At 58.8% G+C, this 18,160-nt stretch carries 16 protein-coding genes; 8 read left to right on the forward strand and 8 right to left on the reverse strand.

Annotated features, from left to right (window positions below; translation table 11 throughout):
* Positions 1–21: 21 nt before the first annotated feature.
* From AC1DU9_RS07360 to AC1DU9_RS07380, 5 genes are all read right to left on the reverse strand, one after another.
* The gene (locus AC1DU9_RS07360) at positions 22–2,832 is read right to left on the reverse strand and encodes an FAD-binding and (Fe-S)-binding domain-containing protein (RefSeq protein ID WP_223458560.1); all 2,811 of its coding nucleotides are present in this window, start codon (positions 2,830–2,832) and stop codon (positions 22–24) included.
* Positions 2,829–3,500 carry a LutC/YkgG family protein gene (locus tag AC1DU9_RS07365; protein WP_457265825.1) on the reverse strand — a complete coding sequence of 224 codons (672 nt, stop codon included), beginning with the start codon at positions 3,498–3,500 and terminating at the stop codon, positions 2,829–2,831. The genes AC1DU9_RS07360 and AC1DU9_RS07365 overlap by 4 nt, the downstream gene beginning before the upstream one ends.
* Positions 3,500–4,954 (reverse strand): LutB/LldF family L-lactate oxidation iron-sulfur protein, encoded by a 1,455-nt coding sequence (locus tag AC1DU9_RS07370; RefSeq protein ID WP_223458564.1) that lies wholly within the window; start codon positions 4,952–4,954, stop codon positions 3,500–3,502. The genes AC1DU9_RS07365 and AC1DU9_RS07370 overlap by 1 nt, the downstream gene beginning before the upstream one ends.
* On the reverse strand, positions 4,951–5,775 hold the full coding sequence (locus tag AC1DU9_RS07375) for a (Fe-S)-binding protein (protein ID WP_223458566.1): 825 nt from the start codon (positions 5,773–5,775) through the stop codon (positions 4,951–4,953). The genes AC1DU9_RS07370 and AC1DU9_RS07375 overlap by 4 nt, the downstream gene beginning before the upstream one ends.
* Before the next feature lie 151 nt (positions 5,776–5,926).
* Positions 5,927–7,621, reverse strand: coding sequence for a lactate permease LctP family transporter (locus tag AC1DU9_RS07380; protein ID WP_223458569.1), 1,695 nt, complete (start codon positions 7,619–7,621; stop codon positions 5,927–5,929).
* A 261-nt stretch (positions 7,622–7,882) separates the two neighbouring features.
* Between AC1DU9_RS07380 and AC1DU9_RS07385 the strand changes: the two genes are divergently transcribed.
* Positions 7,883–8,650 carry an FCD domain-containing protein gene (locus AC1DU9_RS07385; RefSeq protein ID WP_218429207.1) on the forward strand — a complete coding sequence of 256 codons (768 nt, stop codon included), beginning with the start codon at positions 7,883–7,885 and terminating at the stop codon, positions 8,648–8,650.
* Between the two features lie 129 nt (positions 8,651–8,779).
* Here the strand turns inward: AC1DU9_RS07385 and smpB are convergent, their stop codons facing one another.
* Positions 8,780–9,262: an SsrA-binding protein SmpB gene (gene smpB, locus AC1DU9_RS07390; RefSeq protein WP_007993569.1), complete on the reverse strand. Its 483-nt coding sequence runs from the start codon at positions 9,260–9,262 to the stop codon at positions 8,780–8,782.
* 118 nt (positions 9,263–9,380) lie between these two features.
* Here smpB and AC1DU9_RS07395 point away from each other — a divergent pair, with 118 nt between their 5' ends.
* The 4 genes from AC1DU9_RS07395 to AC1DU9_RS07410 all read left to right on the forward strand — a co-directional run bounded on the left by AC1DU9_RS07395 (position 9,381) and on the right by AC1DU9_RS07410 (position 12,171).
* Positions 9,381–10,784: a sodium-dependent transporter gene (locus AC1DU9_RS07395; protein WP_223458571.1), complete on the forward strand. Its 1,404-nt coding sequence runs from the start codon at positions 9,381–9,383 to the stop codon at positions 10,782–10,784.
* Between the two features lie 7 nt (positions 10,785–10,791).
* A complete protein-coding gene (locus AC1DU9_RS07400; protein ID WP_108218128.1) occupies positions 10,792–11,226 on the forward strand; it encodes a type II toxin-antitoxin system RatA family toxin in 435 nt (144 codons plus the stop codon).
* Positions 11,219–11,533 (forward strand): RnfH family protein, encoded by a 315-nt coding sequence (locus AC1DU9_RS07405; RefSeq protein ID WP_108218129.1) that lies wholly within the window; start codon positions 11,219–11,221, stop codon positions 11,531–11,533. Before AC1DU9_RS07400 ends, AC1DU9_RS07405 begins: the two co-directional genes overlap by 8 nt.
* A gap of 227 nt (positions 11,534–11,760) precedes the next feature.
* Positions 11,761–12,171 carry a hypothetical protein gene (locus AC1DU9_RS07410; protein WP_223458573.1) on the forward strand — a complete coding sequence of 137 codons (411 nt, stop codon included), beginning with the start codon at positions 11,761–11,763 and terminating at the stop codon, positions 12,169–12,171.
* Between the two features lie 150 nt (positions 12,172–12,321).
* Here AC1DU9_RS07410 and AC1DU9_RS07415 read toward each other — a convergent pair whose 3' ends face one another.
* Positions 12,322–12,849: an outer membrane protein assembly factor BamE gene (locus AC1DU9_RS07415; RefSeq protein ID WP_223458575.1), complete on the reverse strand. Its 528-nt coding sequence runs from the start codon at positions 12,847–12,849 to the stop codon at positions 12,322–12,324.
* 97 nt (positions 12,850–12,946) lie between these two features.
* On the opposite strand from AC1DU9_RS07415, the gene fur reads away from it, so the two are divergent.
* Positions 12,947–13,351 (forward strand): ferric iron uptake transcriptional regulator, encoded by a 405-nt coding sequence (gene fur / locus AC1DU9_RS07420; protein WP_003197684.1) that lies wholly within the window; start codon positions 12,947–12,949, stop codon positions 13,349–13,351.
* Between the two features lie 80 nt (positions 13,352–13,431).
* Here the strand turns inward: fur and recN are convergent, their stop codons facing one another.
* Complete coding sequence (gene recN / locus AC1DU9_RS07425) at positions 13,432–15,105, reverse strand: DNA repair protein RecN (RefSeq protein ID WP_223458577.1); 1,674 nt, start codon at positions 15,103–15,105, stop codon at positions 13,432–13,434.
* A 240-nt stretch (positions 15,106–15,345) separates the two neighbouring features.
* On the opposite strand from recN, the gene grpE reads away from it, so the two are divergent.
* Both grpE and dnaK read left to right on the forward strand, forming a co-directional pair.
* A complete protein-coding gene (grpE, locus tag AC1DU9_RS07430; protein WP_223458579.1) occupies positions 15,346–15,912 on the forward strand; it encodes a nucleotide exchange factor GrpE in 567 nt (188 codons plus the stop codon).
* Between the two features lie 102 nt (positions 15,913–16,014).
* Complete coding sequence (gene dnaK / locus AC1DU9_RS07435; protein WP_223458581.1) at positions 16,015–17,931, forward strand: molecular chaperone DnaK; 1,917 nt, start codon at positions 16,015–16,017, stop codon at positions 17,929–17,931.
* The last annotated feature ends 229 nt before the right edge of the window (positions 17,932–18,160 follow it).

The raw sequence follows: 18,160 nt of genomic DNA on the forward strand, positions 1-18,160 counted from the left end.
ACCTTCCTGTAGATCCTGCTATCAGGGCACCCTAGCCTGGGTAACGCGGTCCACGAGATAGACTAGTCCGTGGTAGTCAATGCCGCCATGTTGCGTCAGACCGATCTCACAGGTGCGGCTGGTAGATATCCCCTCGCTGCACTGTTGCACCGCGTCCTTGAGCGTGCGCAGCGAATGGGCGTTCAACTCCGGCGTGGTGAAACCCTTGTCGCCGGCGAAGCCGCAGCAGTGAATGCCTTCGGGAATGACCACGTTTTTGCTGCATTTGCGCGCCAGATCGATCAGCGCCTGACTTTCGCCAAGGTGCTGAGTGCTGCAAGTGACGTGCACCGCAATCGGCGCTTCCTGCGGTGTGAAGTCGAGGCGATCCATCAAGTGCGTGCGAATGAAGCGCACCGGGTCATACAGGTCCAGACGGTTTTCGCTCATATCCTGAACCAGGCGCAAGGTGCAGGGGCTGGTGTCGCAGTAGATCGGGTCGAGCCCGCCGCGGCTGGCGTGCAGCAACGCGCCAATCAGCTCCTGGCGTTTGTGTTCGGCTTGTTTGGCGTAGCCTTTGGACGCGAACGGCTGACCGCAGCACAGGTTGTCGAGGTTGGCCGGGAAAACTACCTGATAACCGGCCTTTTCCAGCAGGCTTCGGGTCTTGTCGTGCAGCGACATTTGTTCCGTGTCGCCCGCCGCCGGCCCCATGGCCCTTGATACGCAGGCGGCGAGATACACCACACGCGGGCGTTCATCGGTGATCGCCGGGCTGAAGCGAATTGGCCGTTCAGGCTGGGGCATGGCGTTGGTCCACAACGGGACCTGCCCCTTGGACAGCTTGCTGACGGCAGCGGAAAGTTTTGTCAGTCTTGGCGTCCCCAGCAACATCCGCGCACCATTGGCCACGTGCAGGGTGAAGCGCGCACCTTGCAGTGCCGTGGCGAAATTTCCTTCAAGCCAGTTGGCGGTTTTCGTATGCGTCGCCTTCCGGCTGCGCAGCTTTTTCACCAGTTCGCCGGTATTGATGCCGACCGGGCAACGTTGCGCGCACAGGCCGGTGGCGGCACAGGTATCGATGCCCTGGTATTCGTACGCGGCTTCGAGTTCGGTGGTGTCGATGCCGGCGCGTTTTCGCGCCTGAATGTCGCGCCAGATCACGATGCGTTGGCGTGGGCTCAGGGTCAGACCTTTTGACGGGCAGACCGGTTCGCAGAAGCCGCATTCGATGCACTTGTCTACAATCTCGTCGGCGGCCGGCAATGGCTTGAGGTGCTTGAGGTGGATCTGTGGATCTTCGCTGAGCACCACGTCCGGGTTGAGTATGCCGTTGGGGTCGAGCAGACGCTTGAGTTGCCACATCAACTGGTAGGCATCGCTGCCCCATTCCAGTTCGACGAACGGCGCCATGTTGCGCCCGGTGCCGTGTTCGGCTTTCAGCGAGCCACCAAATTCCACCGCCACCAGTTGCGCCACGTCGTCCATGAACGCCTGATAGCGTGCGACTTCTTCCGGGTTGTTGAAGCCCTGGGTGAAGACAAAGTGCAGATTGCCTTCCAGGGCGTGTCCGAAAAGGATCGCTTCGTCGTAGTGATGTTTGTCGAACAGTTCGATCAGGCGGTTAACGCCGATGGCCAGTTGTTCGACCGGGAAGGTGACGTCTTCGATGATCACCGTGGTGCCGGTCTTGCGTACCGCGCCGACGGCAGGGAAGGTGTCTTTGCGGATGGCCCAGAGACGGGCGTTTTCCTGTGGATCCTCAGTGAAATCGACTTGTTTTTCCACGGGGAACGTTTTCAGCGACGCCATGATCTGCACCAGTTGTTCGTGCAGCAAGGTGGACGATGCGGCGCGTGACTCGATCAGCAAGGCGCAGGCATTGTTCGACAGATGCTGTACGAAAGGCGGCATGCCGGGTTTGTCCTGCACTGAACGCAGGCTGCGCCGGTCCAGCAGTTCCACGGCCGACACCGGTTGGCTCTTCAGCACGGTGACCGCGTTGCAGCAGGTCTCGACATCGGGGAACACAATCAGGGCCGAGGCCTTGTTCGGGTGGTCGATCACCGTGTCGTAGGTCACGGCACTGATGAACCCGAGCGTGCCCTCGGAGCCCACCAGCAAGTGGCTCAAGATATCCACAGGCTCGTCGAAATCCACCAGGGCATTGAGCGACAGGCCGGTGGTATTTTTCAGACGGTATTTGTGGCGGATTCTCGCAGCCAGCTCGGAGTTGGCGCGAGTCTCGCGACCCAGGGTCGCCAAGCGCTCCAGCAGGGCGGCGTGGCTTTGGCGAAACGCCGTGACGCTTGCTGCATCCTCGGTGTCGAGACGGCTGCCGTCGGCCAGCACCAGGCGAATGCCAGCCAGGGTGTGATAGGTATTTTGCGCCGTGCCGCAGCACATGCCGCTGGCATTGTTGGCGACGATACCGCCGATCTTGCAGGCGTTGATCGAGGCCGGGTCCGGGCCGATCTTGCGTCCGAAAGGCGCCAGCCAGGCGTTTGCCTGGGCGCCGATCACGCCCGGTTGCAAGCGAATCTGTGTGCCTTGCCCGCGAATCTCGCGCGCGTTCCAGTTATCCCCAAGCACGATCAAAACCGAATCGCTGATGGCCTGACCAGAGAGGCTGGTGCCGGCGGCGCGGAAAGTCACCGGGACTTGATCGCGTTGCGCCAGTTGCAACAGTGCCACCACTTCGTCTTCGGACTCGACGCGGATCACCAATTGCGGAATCAAACGATAGAAGCTGGCGTCGGTGCCGAAGGCCAGGGTCGACAGCGGGTCGTCGAAACGTCGCTCTTGGGGAATCAGTTGTTGTGCATCACGCAGGAAAGCCGCCGGTAGACTCATTGGTCCTCCAGGATCAGTACCACCAGGTCTTTCGGTCCGTGGGCGCCGTACGCCAGCACTTGCTCGATGTCGGCAGTCTTCGACGGGCCGGACACCAGCAACGCGTTGGTCGGCATGCCCTGGGCCCATTCGAATTCCTGTTGCACCTGATAGAAGTTGTCGCGGATTTCGCTGGCCTTGAGCAGGGCGAAATGCACCGGTGGCGCCAGGCTCATCAGACGCGGTTCTTCCCGGGTCGGCCAGAGAATCAGGCTGCCGGTCGCCGCGATGGCACCGAGGGTGGTGGTCAGACTCGCCGGGGTGTCGTTGAACAGCTCGGCTTTCCATTCTTCAACCGGGCGGTCGTAGGCTTTTAGCATCGGCAAATCGGGACTGTTCGCCCAGTGCTGCGTGATCCGTTGACCGTGGGGCGTTGTCGGTGCAATCAGCAGACTCGGCAATTGGCGGTCCCGCAGCAATTGCGCCAGCAGCGCCGGCCACTCTTCGCCGGACGTCAGATGGATTTCCGTGTGCACCGCTTCCATCAATTTGCACAGTTGCGCAATGCGTTGTTCAGGTGCGTACGTGTAAGGCTGAGTCACCAAATCGACATCAAAGTTGTCGGCCACTGGCGTGGTACCTGTCAGGCTTTTACGCAGTTTGGCGAGGATATTTTGCTTGGCGCTCATCAGCGGTCTCCCTGTTTTGCCAAATGCTCGCGGGCCATGTCATGCAGTGAGCGGGCGGCGGGTTTGGGGGCGCTGTGGTTTTGCGTCCACGGGCCGACATTGCTCGGCGTGAGGGCGCGCAAACGGGTGGCGAAGAAACCGAACAGACGGTACAGCGTCGGCGAACTGTTGAGCTTCGCCCAGGCGTTCCAGATGAACCGCTCCTTGCGCGAATACTTGCTGCCTTGGCCACGCATCACTTGGTGGGGGCTGTCGGGAGCCTTGACGTTTTCTTCCCGCAGGCGCCGCAACAGAGCAGGGATCGGGATTTTCACCGGGCAAACTTCACCACAGGCACCACACAGCGACGAGGCGCTCGGGTGATCCGGGACTTTCGCCAGGCCAACCATGTGCGGGGTGATGATTTTTCCGATAGGGCCGGGGTAAACCTCCCCATAGGCATGGCCGCCGATTCGGGTATAGACCGGGCAATGATTCATACAGGCGCCACAGCGAATGCAGTTCAGGGTCTGGCGCAATTCGCTGTCGGCAAACGCCTGGCTGCGGCCGTTGTCGAGCAGTACCAGGTGCACTTCCTGCGGGCCGTCTAGCTCATGTTTCTTGCGCGGGCCGGAGATCATGTTGACGTAAGTGGTGATCGGGATGCCCAGGGCCGAACGAGTCAGCAGCGACAACAGCGGTACCACATCGCGCAGGTTTTCCACGACTTTTTCGATACCGGTGACGGCGATGTGCACGGGCGGCACGGTGGTGGTCATGCGGCCGTTGCCTTCGTTTTCCACCAGCAGCAGGGTGCCGGTTTCGGCCACGGCGAAGTTGACACCGGAGACGCCAATGTCCGCTTCGAAGAATTTCTGCCGCAAGACCTTGCGACCGATCTGAATGAGTTGGTCAACGTCCTTGGTGTATTCCACGCCAAGTTTGTCGTGGAACAAGGACGCGACCTGACCGGCATTCTTGTGGATCGCCGGCATGATTATGTGTGAAGGCTTCTCGTGGTCGAGCTGGACGATGTACTCGCCCATGTCCGATTCCAGGCATTCAATGCCCCGATCAGCGAGGAAATGGTTCATCTCCATCTCTTCGCTGACCATCGATTTGCCCTTGATCACTTGCCGCCCCTCGTGAGTGCGGATGATCGAGAGGACGATGCCATTGGCCTCGTCCACCGTTTCCGCCCAGTGCACTGTCACACCGTTGCGGGTCAGGTTCTGTTCCAGTTGCTCGAGCAGGTCGGGCAACCTGGAGAGCGCACGGGCACGGATTGCATTGCCCAGTGAGCGCAAGTGTTCTCTTTCATGGGCATCGCTGAACGCCGCTGCCCGTTTGCTCATCAGTGAATCCATCGCCTTGCGAAAGTTGCCTCGCAATTGCGCGTCACCCAACGCCTTGTGGGCGCGGGTGCGGAAATCTTCTTCTACGGCAACCGTAGGAATAATCGTGGAAGTGCTCATTGGGCACCTCCGGTACGCTGCCAGAGGAAGCTGGCCAGATGCTGTCCGCGCAACGCTTCCTGCTGTTTTTCCAGCGAGCCGTTGATGTTCATCAAGCAGCCGCAGTCGGCACTCAATATCTTGTGCGCGCCGGATTCCTTCAACGCCCGGGTCTTGTCAGCCACCATCGCGCCGGAAATGTCTGGCATACGGACGCTGAATGTCCCGCCAAAGCCACAGCATTCACTTTCGTGATCGTGATTGACCCGTTCCACATTGCTCAGTTGCGCCAACAACTCGCGGCCGTGCAGATGGGTGTTCATTTCACGGCGTGCCGAGCACGAGGTGTGCAGCGCCACTTTTACCGGCTCGCCGCTGTCCTTGAGCTGCACCTTGCAGACAAACAACAGGAACTCGGCCAGTTCATAGGTTCTGGCAGCCAGCGCCTGAACCTGCTTCAACGTTTCCGGCTCGTCCTTGAACAAGTCGGCATAGTGTTCGCGCAACATCCCGGCGCAAGAGCCCGACGGCACCACCACCGGATAATCCCCGGCAAACAACGCCAGTTGCGAGCGCGCCACGGTCCGTGCCTGTTCGGTGTAACCCGAGGTGTAGGCCGGTTGTCCGCAGCAACTTTGCCCTTGCGGGTACTCGACTCGAATGCCTTCGCGCTCGAGCAGGTGGATCGCATCCATTCCGGCTTCGGGGTAGAACAAATCCACCACGCAGGTTCCGAACAGGTAGACCCGTGACGGTTTCTCGCTGGGGTATTGCCGAGGCTCGGGCAGTGGCGGGGCGACACGGGTCGCATTCGGCACAGCGTTGTAAAAAAGCTCGCTCATCAGGCGTGTCTCCGGGTGGTCCCGGTTATTCGTCTGTTGAGGCCGCTGAATATAGAGAGGGAAGCTTTCAGCAGCCTTACAGACCGGGGTGTGAATAGCGGACGCCGGGGGCATGGCCCGGCATCGGTTTTTACTGTACTGCGTGTAGCTTTTAGTGCACCAGCATGCCGGTGAACCAGTAAGCCTGAGCCAGAGTGATCAAGCCGACAATCGTTGCAAAGAATAGGCTGTGCTTGAGGGTGAAGCGGAACAGATCCGATTCCTTGCCCACCAGGCCGGTCGCGGCACAGGCCACGGCGATCGATTGTGGCGAGATCATCTTGCCGGTCACGCCACCGCTGGTGTTCGCCGCCACCAGCAAGGTGTCGTTGACACCGATCTGGTGTGCGGTGGTCGCTTGCAGCGAGCTGAACAGGGCGTTGGACGAGGTATCGGAACCGGTGAGGAACACGCCCAGCCAGCCAAGGAATGGCGAGAAGAACGGGAAGGCCGCACCCGTCGCCGCTAGTACCAGGGCCATGGTCGAGGACATGCCCGAGTAGTTGGTGACGAAGGCAAACGCCAGCACCATGCCGATGGACAGGATTGGCCAACGCAGTTCGTAGAAGGTCTCTCTTAAAGTGGTAAGACCAGTTTTGAAATTGACCTTCAGCACCAGCATCGAGATCAGGGCCGAGAAGAAAATCGCCGTGCCGGTGGCGGAAATCGGGTCCAGTTTGAACACGGCTGGAAGGGCGGTTGGCGCGGCCACGATGGGTGCGACCTTGATCACCATTTGATCCAGGTGCGGGATGGCGAAGTTGAATACGAAGCTGTACATCGAACCACCGGCGGCGAACATCGCCTTGAACGGCTTCAGGGTCCAGATGGTCACCAGTACGGTCAGGATCAGGAACGGCGACCAGGCCTTGAAGATTTCCCCAAGGCTGTAGGGCGAAGCCACGGTGGTGCGCTTCTGGCCGAAACCACCGACGCTGGCGCTCACCACGGAGGCCGAGACAGCGCCGACGATGTGTTGGCCGGCGGCGCGTTTTGGCTGCCAGACTTTCAGGAACAGGGTCAGGGAAATCAGGCTGGCCAGGGCCGAGGTGATGTCCGGCAGTTCCGGGCCGATGAAGTTCGAGGTGAAGTACTGGGTCACGGCAAAGCTCAAGCCGGCCACCAGGGCGGCGGGCCAGGTTTCCCGCACGCCGCGCAGGCCATCCATCATGAACACCAGCCAGAACGGCACGAACATCGACAGCAGCGGTAGTTGGCGACCGGTCATGGCGCCGATCTTGAAAGCGTCGATACCGGTCACTTGCCCGGCAACGATGATCGGAATACCCAAGGCACCGAAGGCTACCGGCGCGGTATTGGCGATCAGGCACAAGCCGGCTGCGTACAACGGGTTGAAGCCCAGTCCTACCAGCAGCGCGGCGGTAATCGCCACCGGAGCGCCGAAACCGGCCGCCCCTTCGAGGAAGGCACCGAAGCAAAAGCCGATCAGCAGGACCTGCAGGCGCTGGTCATCGGTGATCGACAGGACCGAACTGCGGATGACTTCAAACTGGCCACTCTTGACCGTCAGTTTGTAGAGGAACACCGCTGCCACAATGATCCAGGCAATCGGCCACAGGCCATAAGCGAAGCCATACCCGGCGGCGGCGAACGCCATATCGACCGGCATCTGGAACGCGAAGATCGCCACCAGAATCGACAAAGCGAGGGTGATGCTGCCGGCCACATGCCCTTTGAGGCGGAACACGGCCAAAGCCAGGAAGAAAAACACGATGGGGATAACGGCTGCGAGTGCGGACAGGCCGAGGCTGCCGAGCGGGGTATAGAGCTGTTGCCAGGTTTGCATATGGGGTGGCCCCTAATTGTTGTTGGTCAGGCACTGATCAGCGTTCTTGGATAATTGGTAAGACCAATTTACAATCGCTGTTGGCTAGGGTAAAAGCCTTGTAGGCGGTGTGTCAATTTGCCGCCCTAAAACTTTTGTCGAATGGAAAGTGCGCAGGTCGTCTGTCTGGTATGACCAAATGCGCTATGGCAGGTGCTGGCGCGGCGCCGATAGGCCAGAATAGAGCCCCGGCGAGCCGTCGGATCGTGGAGAAATCGAGTTATGGGGTTTGATCAGATTCGTCAGCGCCGTTTGTCTGACGATATTGTCGAGCAGCTTGAGGGCATGATCCTCGAGGGCACGCTGAAGGCGGGTGAGCGCTTGCCGGCCGAGCGCGCGTTGGCCGAACAATTTGGCGTGTCACGCCCTTCGTTGCGCGAAGCCATTCAGAAGCTGACCGCCAAGGGCCTGCTGGTCAGTCGCCAGGGCGGCGGAAACTATGTGGTGGAATCACTGGGTAGCACCTTCAGTGATCCCTTGTTGCATCTGCTGGAAAGCAATCCTGAGGCGCAGCGCGATCTGCTGGAGTTTCGCCATACGCTGGAAGCGTCTTGCGCCTACTACGCGGCGCTGCGTGCCACTGATGTGGATCGCGAGCGGCTGACTGCTGCGTTCAACGAATTGCAGGACTGCTATTCCCGTCACGAAGAGGTGAGTCGTGCCGAAGAGGGGGCTGCGGACGCAAAGTTTCACCTTGCGATCGCCGAGGCCAGCCACAATGCCGTGTTGCTGCACACCATTCGCGGGCTGTTTGACCTGCTCAAGCGCAACGTGGTGACCAACATTGGTGGTATGTACAAGCAGCGCACTGAAACCCGCGACATGTTGATCGCGCAGCACCGGGAGTTGTATCAGGCGATTATCGAGGGGCGGGGGGAGCAGGCGCGGGAAGTTTCCAGCCGGCACATTCTGTATGTGCAGGAGGTGCTGGAAGAAGTGCGTCAGGAAGTGCAGCGAATGGCCCGGGCGGAGCGGCGCAAGGGGATGTAGTCAGTCGGTTTTGTAAGGCTTGTGGGATTGCTTTCGTCGGATCGCCGCCCGGACCAAGCCCGCTCCCACAGTTACACCGAAACCCTGTGGGAGCGGGCTTGCCCGCGAAGGGGCCTCAAGGCGAAAGAATTACTCTTCCTTGCCCTTGTTGCGCACCGCACGCTGCAACTCGCGACCGGCGTCGCGTTCGCGCTCGGTATCGCGCTTGTCGTATTCCTTCTTGCCCTTGCCCAGCGCGATCTCGCACTTGACCATGTGCTTGCTCCAGTACCAGGACAGGCACACGCAGGCGTAACCCTTTTGCTGCACGGCGGCGGCCAGCTTTTCCAGTTCGCGCCGGTTGAGCAGCAATTTACGGGTCCGCACCGGGTCAGCGATGACGTGGGTACTGGCGGTCGTCAGGGGCGTAATGTGGCTGCCGAGCAGCCAGGCTTCGCCATCCTTGAGCAGCACGTAACTGTCAACCAGCTGCAGCTTGCTTGCCCGCAGACTTTTTACTTCCCAGCCGGCCAGGACCAGACCAGCCTCGAACCGATGTTCGATGAAGTAATCGTGTCGCGCCTTTTTATTTTGCGCGATGGTCCCTGTTGGGTGTTTCTTCTGTTTAGCCATAGGGGCGGCATTATAGGGAGTTGCACGCGAGTCGGCTACGGTGTTGCTACGTGCTTGAGCAGGTTGATTGAATCCCGGACAATGCGGCCTCTTTTTTGAACGCTTGGGCGTGATAACGATGTCGACAGACAAGGTTTCTGTCCACGGCAGTTGGGCTAGCCGCTGGGTCTTCATACTCGCCGCGACCGGTTCGGCCGTGGGGCTGGGTAGTATCTGGAAATTCCCGTACATGGTCGGCGTCTATGGCGGCGGCGCCTTCGTGCTGATGTTTCTGGCCTGCATCGCGCTGATTGGCGTACCGGTCATGCTGGCCGAAACCCTGATCGGCCGGCGTGCCCGGCAGAGCCCGGCCAATGCCTTGAAGACGCTGGCGGTCGAGGCGGGGCACTCGACGAAATGGTCCTGGGGCGCATTTGCCGGGATGATCACAGCGTTGTTGATCCTGTCTTTCTATAGCGTTGTCGGCGGCTGGTCGCTGGATTACATCATCGACATGGGGCGTGGCGACTTTCAGGGGGTAACGGCGGATCAGGTGGGGGCCTACTTCGGCAATGTGATCGCCGATCCATGGCGCCTGACACTTTGGCACACGATTTTCATGCTGTTATCAGCGGTGGTGATTGCCAGGGGCGTGGTCGCCGGGCTTGAGCGCAGCCTGCGCATCATGATGCCGCTGCTGTTTGTGATGGTCCTGGTGCTGTTGGGCTACAGCATGACCACCGGGCATTTCATGGAGGGCGTGCATTTCATGTTCGACTTCCACCCGGAAAAGGTCCTGGACGGCTTGTTGCCCGCGATGGGGCATGCGTTCTTTTCCCTGAGCGTGGGCGTCGGCTCGATCATGATCTACGGCGCCTACATGCCAAAGAACTCGTCGATTTCAGGGACGGTCGTTGGCGTGGCGCTGCTCGATACTTTCGTTTCCCTGGTGGCCGGCCTGGCATTGTTTCCGATTGTTTTCGCGGCGGGTCTGAATCCGAGCGAAGGGCCGGGGCTGATGTTCGTCAGCCTGCCGTTTGCCTTTGGTAACGTGGCTTTCGGGCAGTTGATGGGTGTGGTGTTTTTCGTGCTGGTGGCGGTCGCTGCCTGGAGTTCGGCGATTTCCCTGCTTGAGCCGATGGTGGCCTACCTGGTCGAACGCACTAAGGTGAGCCGTGCATGGGTCACCTTCTGGTTGGCTTTCAGCTGCTGGTTTGTCGGTCTGGGCACGGTGTTCTCCTTCAATATCTGGAAGGAGGCCAAGTTCTTCGTGAACGAAGGCGGGATGTTCCACCTTTACCAATGGGGAGCAGCCGGTGGTCTCGACTTCTTTGGCGTGATCGATTTCTTCACCTCGCGACTCATGTTGCCGCTTGGCGGTTTGTGTTTCGTGGTATTTGCGGGCTGGATCATGGGGCGTAAAGCGGTGCGCGACGAGTTGTCGATCCGCAACCCTGCGCTGTTTGGCCTGTCCTTGTTCTTGATGCGCTATGTGGCGCCCATCGGCATCCTCGTAGTGTTTGCCGCCCAGCTGTGGAAGTGACGCTGACATGACGACACACATTTCACGTTCGGCCTTGCTGCCTTACCCGGCACAAGCGCTGTATGACCTGGTCAACGACGTGGCGCGCTATCCGGAGTTTCTGCCGTGGTGTTCGTCGGCCGAAGTCCTGGAAAGCTCCCCTGAGCATATGCGCGCGAGCGTTGGTGTGGCGAAGGGCGGCCTCAGTCAGCACTTCGTGACGCGAAACGCTCTGGTTCCCGGTCAATCGATCGAAATGAATCTTGAAGAAGGCCCGTTCAATCAATTGCATGGTGTGTGGGTGTTCAAGCCGCTGGGCGAGAAGGCCTGCAAGATCAGTCTTGATCTGTCGTTCGATTATGCCGGGCCGCTGGTTCGTGCCACGTTGGGGCCATTGTTCAATCAGGCCGCCAATACGCTGGTGGATGCGTTCTGTCAGCGCGCCAAGCAGATTCATGGTTGAAGCCGTGATCGATATCGAAGTGGTGTACGCCGCTGTGGACAGGCAGGTGCTGCTTTCACTCGCGGTGCCGGTCGGCACTACGGTTCGGGCGGCCGTGCTCAAGTCTGGTGTAGGGGCAGAGTTTCCTGAACTGGATCTTGCCGCCTGCCCGGTGGGTATCTTTGGCAAGGTAATCACCGACCCGGACACTCGAACGATTCAGGCGGGGGACCGAATCGAAATCTACCGGCCGCTGCTGGCGGATCCGAAAGAGGTCCGTCGCCTGCGTGCAGCAAAAGCGGCCGAGGCCAAGGCGCGGAATCAATGATTGAATTGCGCGCCAGGCACTAAAATTTCCGCCCACAGGTGGTTAAATCCCTGAGTGTAAATATGCCTTGTAGGCTTTTTATCGGGGAAATGTAGGATTGGTTTGAGTATTGAAGAGAATTTTCTCTTTGTTTCAATCTTGATTGAATGTGGTTCCGATTAAGCCTAAATCAAGTCTTGCCCTCGTTATGTGAGGGGCAAATAAACTCATTTAGGGATAAATCTGAAATGGACTTGATCAAGTCGTTGAAGCATACAAGTGTGCTGGCAGCAATGGGTGCGGCTTTCACTGTCATGCCGGCCAGCGCAGCCTCCAATGTGTTAACCGCCACGATAAGCGCACAAGGCAAGGTGGTGGCTCAGGCGCCCGAGTGGATCTCTGCGGTAGAGTACTTCTCCCAGCCTGATTATTTTGCGAACTATAAGGTTAACTTCAAGCCGGATGTCTTCATCCAGGCTCCACGGTTCTGCTCTGTATCCCTTACGAACAGCCGTTCCGAAGATGATATTTATTATGGGCGGGCGCGACTTGGGTCTACACCCAAGCAGGATAATTTGAGTGTGATCACTCAACTGGCAGGAATGAAGGGCCCTTCCGGTGATGGTTCCCAAGACTTTATGCTGATGTGTATTAAATAAGCGGGAATCATCGATAGTGATTCCGGCAAGCGATCCGGATCGATCACTATTGCCGGTACATAAAAAAATCCGCCGCCAGAGGTCTGGCAGCGGATTTTCAGAGCAGCCTTGCTGGAGCTTGATGCCCAGGCAAGCGGCATCATTCGCCAATTACTGCGGCGAGGTGTCCAGCGGTTCAGGCGTCGGGACTGGAGCGGTTTCTACACCGTCGACGTCCTTCTGGATCTGATCCAGCAACGAACCTGGCTTGACCGGTTTTTCCGGTTTTGGTTTTTCGACGTTTTCTGCCGGGGCAGCCACTGTCGTGCCGCTGTCCTTGCCAAGGATGGCTTCGTCACGGCTCACGCCTGGCATGAAATCACCAGAGAGGCTGACAAGCTGATCATTTGGGTTGAAGATAACGCTGATGCGTTCCTGTTGGCGTTCACCGCCACCGGGTTGCAGGCTGTACAGATAATCCCAGCGATCGGCATGGAACGTGTCAGTCAGCAGAGGGTTGCCCATGATAAACCGTACTTGCTTACGGGTCATTCCCGGGCGTAACTGGTCTATCATGTCCTGCGTGACGACATTGCCCTGCTGGATGTCGATTTTGTAAACCCCGGGGAATGAACAACCGGCGAGTGCGAGCAGTCCCACAAAGGTGAAACTGGTTAGCAAGAGCTTGGTGTTTTGCATCGGTGGGCGACTTCCACTATCTTGGCTGGGACAACGTAAACGCCGATCATACCCGCATTAAGAGAAGCTGCGAAGCAGCATCGCGAGAAAGCTGACCATGGTTGAAAATAGCGAACTACGCAAAGCCGGCCTCAAAGTGACCCTGCCACGGGTCAAAATTCTGCAAATGCTCGACTCCGCCGAGCAGCGCCACATGAGTGCCGAGGATGTCTACAAGGCCCTTATGGAGGCTGGTGAGGACGTCGGTCTGGCCACGGTTTACCGTGTTCTGACCCAGTTCGAGGCAGCTGGCCTTGTGGTGCGGCACAACTTCGACGGAGGCCATGCGGTCTTCGAACTGGACGACGGCAAGCATCACGACCATATGGTCAACGTCGAAACCAGCGAAGTGATCGAATTCTTCGACGAAGAAATCGAGCGGCTTCAGAAAGCAATCGTCGACAAGTATGGCTTCGAGATGGTTGATCACAATCTGGTGCTGTACGTGCGCAAGAAAAAGTAAGCATGTCGCGCGAACGCAAGGTTCGCGAAACGAACGAAGGCGACCCCAGGGTCGCCTTCGTGCTTTCTGCCTTTATTTATTCAAGCTTTTGCGGCCACCACCATTTTTTTGGCATGCGCCAGGGATTCCTTGGTGAGATCGATGCCGCCCAGCATTCGTGCGACTTCTTCGACGCGGTCGTTTTTGCTCAGTTTGGAAACGGCCGTGCGGGTGGCATCTTCGCCGCGCACTTTATGTACAAACAGATGTTGATGACCTTGCGCCGCCACCTGCGGCAAGTGGGTCACGGTCAGTACCTGCCCGCGCTCGCCAAGCCTGCGCAGCAACTGGCCGACGATTTCCGCGGTCGGGCCGCCAATGCCGACATCGACTTCGTCGAACACCAGGGTCGGGACACGAGAGGTCTGTGCGGTGATCACCTGGATCGCCAGGCTGATCCGTGACAGCTCGCCACCGGATGCGACTTTTGCCAAGGCTTTTAATGGTTGTCCCGGGTTGGCGCTGACCAGCAGTTCAACTTGTTCAAGTCCGTTAGGCATCAGTTCGTCGCTGCTGTTTGGACGCAGTTCGATGGTGAAGCGCCCGCCAGGCATGCCCAGGCGCTGGATTTCCTGTTCCACTGCGCTGGCCAGGCTGCTCGAGGCTTGATGACGCAGGTCGCTCAGTTCCCGGGCCTTTTCCTGATAATGGCGAGCGTATGAAGACAGCTCATCACTCAGCCGCTCGATGGATTCGTCGTTGGCGTTGAGGGTTTCGATTTCATCCAGCAGTTTCTGCTGCATCTCGGCGACTTCGGTCGGCTGGATGCGGTGTTTGCGCGCCAGGGTGTAGATCGCGTCGAGGCGTTCCTCAAGGTATTGAAGGCGCGACGGATCGGCGTCGAAGTTATCGAGGAAGCGGTTCAGTTCACCGACAGCCTCTTCAACCTGGATCTGTGCACTGGTCAACAAGCTGCTGGCTTCGCCCAGTGCACCGATCGAGCTGTTCACGCTCGACAGGCGATTGAGGCTGGCGGTGAGGGCGTTCAGTACATTTCCGGAATCACTTTCACTGCATTGCTCGACGACTTGCCGGCAGATGCCGAGCAAGGTCTCGGCGTTGGTCAGGTTCTTGTGTTCCTGCTCTAGCTGCTCGAGTTCGTTGTCGCCAAGGCCGAGGTTTTCCAGCTCTTCGAGTTGGTAGCTGAGCAATTGGTGACGAGCGCGTTGTTCGTCGCCGGAGTTGGAGAGTCGATCCAGCTCCTGGCGAGTCTGGCGCCAGCGCTGTGCGGCAAGCTGCACCTGGCGGGCAAGGTCCGTGGCCCCGGCGTACTCGTCGAGCAGGCGGCGATGGGTGTCGGTCTTGAGCAGGGATTGGTGTTCGTGCTGGCTGTGAATGTCGATCAGCAGCTCGCCCAGCGCCTTGAGATCGCCAAGCGGGCAGGGCGTGCCGTTGATGTAGCCGCGGGAGCGTCCTTCGGATGTGATCACCCGGCGCAGGATGCACGGGCCGTCGTTTTCGAGGTCGCGTTCGGCCAGCCAGGCGCTGGCTTCCGGAATGTCGGCCAGATCGAAGGTGGCCAGGATGTCGGCCTTGTCGGTGCCGGGGCGAACCACGCCGCTGTCGGCGCGATCACCCAGGGTAAGGCCCAGCGCGTCGAGCATGATCGACTTGCCCGCGCCGGTTTCCCCGGTGATCACGCTCATCCCGCGATCGAGTTCGAGATCGAGATGTTCAACGATGGCGTAGTTGTGTACGGACAGGTGCACCAGCATATGGGCCGCTCCCAGGTGTTAGGTCTGGTTATTTATACAGTGTTTTGTTTCTGGCTGACAATGCCCCTCGTTAGCTCGATTCGCTCGGTCCGACGAAAGCCTTATCGCAACCGGGAATGACAAAGCAGTTGTTTTTTGTAGGGTTAATCGTCGGTGCCCCTTGAAGCCGGATTTTGCGGCCCCATATAGCTGGGCAGAAGCGCGAGTTGAGCTCGCGGACGATATTGAAAGGAGAAATCTATGGCTGACGAACAGACAGTGGATACGCAAAACCCAGACGCCAACCAGGCGCCCGAGGCTTCGGGTGAAGACCTGGCGGCTCGTGTACAAGTGCTCGAAGAGCAACTGGCAGGCGCTCAGGATCAGGCTTTGCGTGTAGCCGCCGATCTGCAGAACGTCCGCCGTCGCGCCGAGCAGGATGTGGAGAAGGCTCACAAGTTCGCGCTGGAAAAATTCGCCGGCGACCTGCTGCCGATCGTCGACAGCCTGGAGCGCGGCCTGGAGCTGTCCAGCCCGGACGACGAAAGCATCCGTCCGATGCGCGAAGGCATCGAGCTGACCCTGAAAATGTTCCAGGACACCCTCAAGCGTTATCAGCTTGAAGCGATCGATCCGCATGGCGAGCCGTTCAACGCCGTTCAACATCAGGCGATGGCCATGCAGGAAAGCGCCGATGTCGAGCCGAACAGCGTTCTGAAGGTGTTTCAGAAGGGCTATCAGCTCAATGGTCGCTTGCTGCGCCCGGCGATGGTCGTGGTCAGCAAGGCGCCTGCGCCGGTTTCGCCTTCGATTGACGAGCAGGCTTGAAATCCGCCGCAAGGCCCCCATTTATAAGTCAAGCGTTTAAGTGCTACCGCAGTTAGCCACCACTGCTGCGGCAACCAAATCCAAAGTTTCGGGAGAGTGAACATGGGCAAAATTATCGGTATCGACCTGGGGACTACCAACTCCTGCGTCTCCGTGCTGGAAAACGGCAAGGCAAAAGTTATTGAAAACGCTGAAGGCGCGCGTACCACGCCGTCGATCATCGCTTACGCCAACGATGGCGAAATTCTGGTTGGCCAATCGGCCAAGCGTCAGGCTGTGACCAATCCGCACAACACCCTGTATGCGGTGAAGCGTCTGATCGGTCGTCGTTTCGACGAAGAAGTCGTGCAGAAAGACATCCAGATGGTCCCTTACAAGATCGTCAAGGCTGACAACAGCGACGCCTGGGTTGAAGTGAACGGCCAGAAAATGGCACCGCCACAAATCTCGGCTGAAATCCTGAAGAAAATGAAGAAGACCGCCGAAGACTACCTCGGCGAGACCGTGACTGAAGCGGTGATCACCGTTCCGGCCTACTTCAACGATAGCCAGCGTCAGGCGACCAAAGACGCCGGCCGCATCGCCGGTCTGGACGTAAAACGTATCATCAACGAACCAACCGCAGCTGCTCTGGCTTACGGTATGGACAAGGCGAAGGGCGATCACACCGTGATCGTTTACGACCTGGGCGGCGGTACTTTCGACGTTTCCGTGATCGAGATCGCTGAAGTCGATGGCGAGCACCAGTTCGAAGTGCTGGCCACCAACGGTGACACGTTCCTGGGCGGTGAAGACTTTGACATTCGTCTGATCGACTACCTCGTCGACGAATTCAAGAAAGAAAGCGGCATGAACCTCAAGGGCGACCCGCTGGCCATGCAGCGCCTGAAAGAAGCTGCTGAAAAAGCCAAGATCGAACTCTCCTCGAGCCAGTCGACCGACGTGAACCTGCCGTACATCACTGCAGACGCCACCGGTCCAAAGCACCTGAACGTGAAGATCTCCCGCGCCAAGCTCGAAGCGCTGGTGGAAGACCTGGTTCAGCGCACCATCGAACCTTGCCGCATCGCAATGAAAGATGCCGGTATCGACGTTGGCGCGATCAACGACGTGATCCTGGTGGGCGGTCAGACCCGCATGCCGCTGGTTCAGAAGCTGGTGACCGAGTTCTTCGGCAAAGAAGCTCGTAAAGACGTCAACCCGGACGAAGCGGTTGCCATGGGTGCTGCTATCCAGGGCGCGGTACTGGCCGGTGACGTGAAAGACGTTCTGCTGCTCGACGTCAGCCCGCTGACCTTGGGTATCGAAACCATGGGTGGCGTGATGACCGCGCTGATCGAGAAAAACACCACGATTCCTACCAAGAAATCGCAAGTGTTCTCGACTGCCGACGACAACCAGGGCGCCGTGACCATCCACGTGCTGCAAGGCGAGCGTAAGCAAGCCGCACAGAACAAGTCCCTGGGCAAGTTCGACCTGGCCGACATTCCACCGGCTCCACGTGGTGTGCCGCAGATCGAAGTGACCTTCGACATCGACGCCAACGGCATCCTGCACGTAGGTGCGAAGGACAAGGCTACCGGCAAGACTCAGTCGATCGTGATCAAGGCCAACTCCGGTCTGTCCGACGAAGAAATCGAGCGCATGGTGCGTGATGCCGAGGCTAACGCCGAGGAAGACCGCAAGTTCGAAGAGCTGGCCACTGCCCGCAACCAGGGCGACGCACTGGTTCACTCGACGCGCAAAATGGTTACCGATGCCGGCGATAAAGTGACCGCGGAAGAGAAGACTGCAATCGAAGCTGCCGTAGTTGCCCTGGAAGCCGCCGTCAAAGGCGACGACAAGGCTGCTATCGACGCCAAGGTTGAAGAGCTGTCGAAAGTCTCCGCTCCAGTGGCGCAGAAGATGTACGCCGAACAGGCTCAGCCTGCTGAAGGCGCGGCACCGCACGACGACAAGGCGGAAAAGGCTGATGACGTTGTCGACGCCGAGTTCGAAGAAGTCAAAGACCACAAGTAAGTTGTTGGTCGGCCGGTTGACTGCCTTCAGGCGGTGACTGGTAGGATGTCGCCGCGCGGGAGCTTGCTCCCGCGTTGGCGTATCTGGAATACGCGAATTTTTACAGCATGCGACAGCGTTTGTGTGTTGTTGGTATGGTCGGAAATGCTCCTGCTTTTCGCGCCGCAAGTACCGCAAGAATCAAAGACCAGGATCGTTGAATTGACGTGAGTTGGGTCCGGGCCTGTAT

Source organism: Pseudomonas sp. P4_C1 (assembly GCF_056402155.1).

Excerpts from the sequence above, each read along its gene's own strand:
- AC1DU9_RS07410 (WP_223458573.1), top strand. The coding sequence starts at position 11,761 with ATGGACTTGATCAAGTCGTTGAAGCATACAAGTGTGCTGGCAGCAATG.
- grpE (WP_223458579.1), top strand. The coding sequence starts at position 15,346 with ATGGCTGACGAACAGACAGTGGATACGCAAAACCCAGACGCCAACCAG.
- AC1DU9_RS07405 (WP_108218129.1), top strand. The coding sequence starts at position 11,219 with ATGGTTGAAGCCGTGATCGATATCGAAGTGGTGTACGCCGCTGTGGAC.
- AC1DU9_RS07370 (WP_223458564.1), bottom strand. The coding sequence starts at position 4,954 with ATGAGCACTTCCACGATTATTCCTACGGTTGCCGTAGAAGAAGATTTC.
- AC1DU9_RS07395 (WP_223458571.1), top strand. The coding sequence starts at position 9,381 with ATGTCGACAGACAAGGTTTCTGTCCACGGCAGTTGGGCTAGCCGCTGG.
- AC1DU9_RS07365 (WP_457265825.1), bottom strand. The coding sequence starts at position 3,500 with ATGAGCGCCAAGCAAAATATCCTCGCCAAACTGCGTAAAAGCCTGACA.
- smpB (WP_007993569.1), bottom strand. The coding sequence starts at position 9,262 with ATGGCTAAACAGAAGAAACACCCAACAGGGACCATCGCGCAAAATAAA.
- recN (WP_223458577.1), bottom strand. The coding sequence starts at position 15,105 with ATGCTGGTGCACCTGTCCGTACACAACTACGCCATCGTTGAACATCTC.
- AC1DU9_RS07400 (WP_108218128.1), top strand. The coding sequence starts at position 10,792 with ATGACGACACACATTTCACGTTCGGCCTTGCTGCCTTACCCGGCACAA.
- AC1DU9_RS07380 (WP_223458569.1), bottom strand. The coding sequence starts at position 7,621 with ATGCAAACCTGGCAACAGCTCTATACCCCGCTCGGCAGCCTCGGCCTG.
- dnaK (WP_223458581.1), top strand. The coding sequence starts at position 16,015 with ATGGGCAAAATTATCGGTATCGACCTGGGGACTACCAACTCCTGCGTC.
- fur (WP_003197684.1), top strand. The coding sequence starts at position 12,947 with ATGGTTGAAAATAGCGAACTACGCAAAGCCGGCCTCAAAGTGACCCTG.
- AC1DU9_RS07375 (WP_223458566.1), bottom strand. The coding sequence starts at position 5,775 with ATGAGCGAGCTTTTTTACAACGCTGTGCCGAATGCGACCCGTGTCGCC.
- AC1DU9_RS07360 (WP_223458560.1), bottom strand. The coding sequence starts at position 2,832 with ATGAGTCTACCGGCGGCTTTCCTGCGTGATGCACAACAACTGATTCCC.
- AC1DU9_RS07415 (WP_223458575.1), bottom strand. The coding sequence starts at position 12,849 with ATGCAAAACACCAAGCTCTTGCTAACCAGTTTCACCTTTGTGGGACTG.
- AC1DU9_RS07385 (WP_218429207.1), top strand. The coding sequence starts at position 7,883 with ATGGGGTTTGATCAGATTCGTCAGCGCCGTTTGTCTGACGATATTGTC.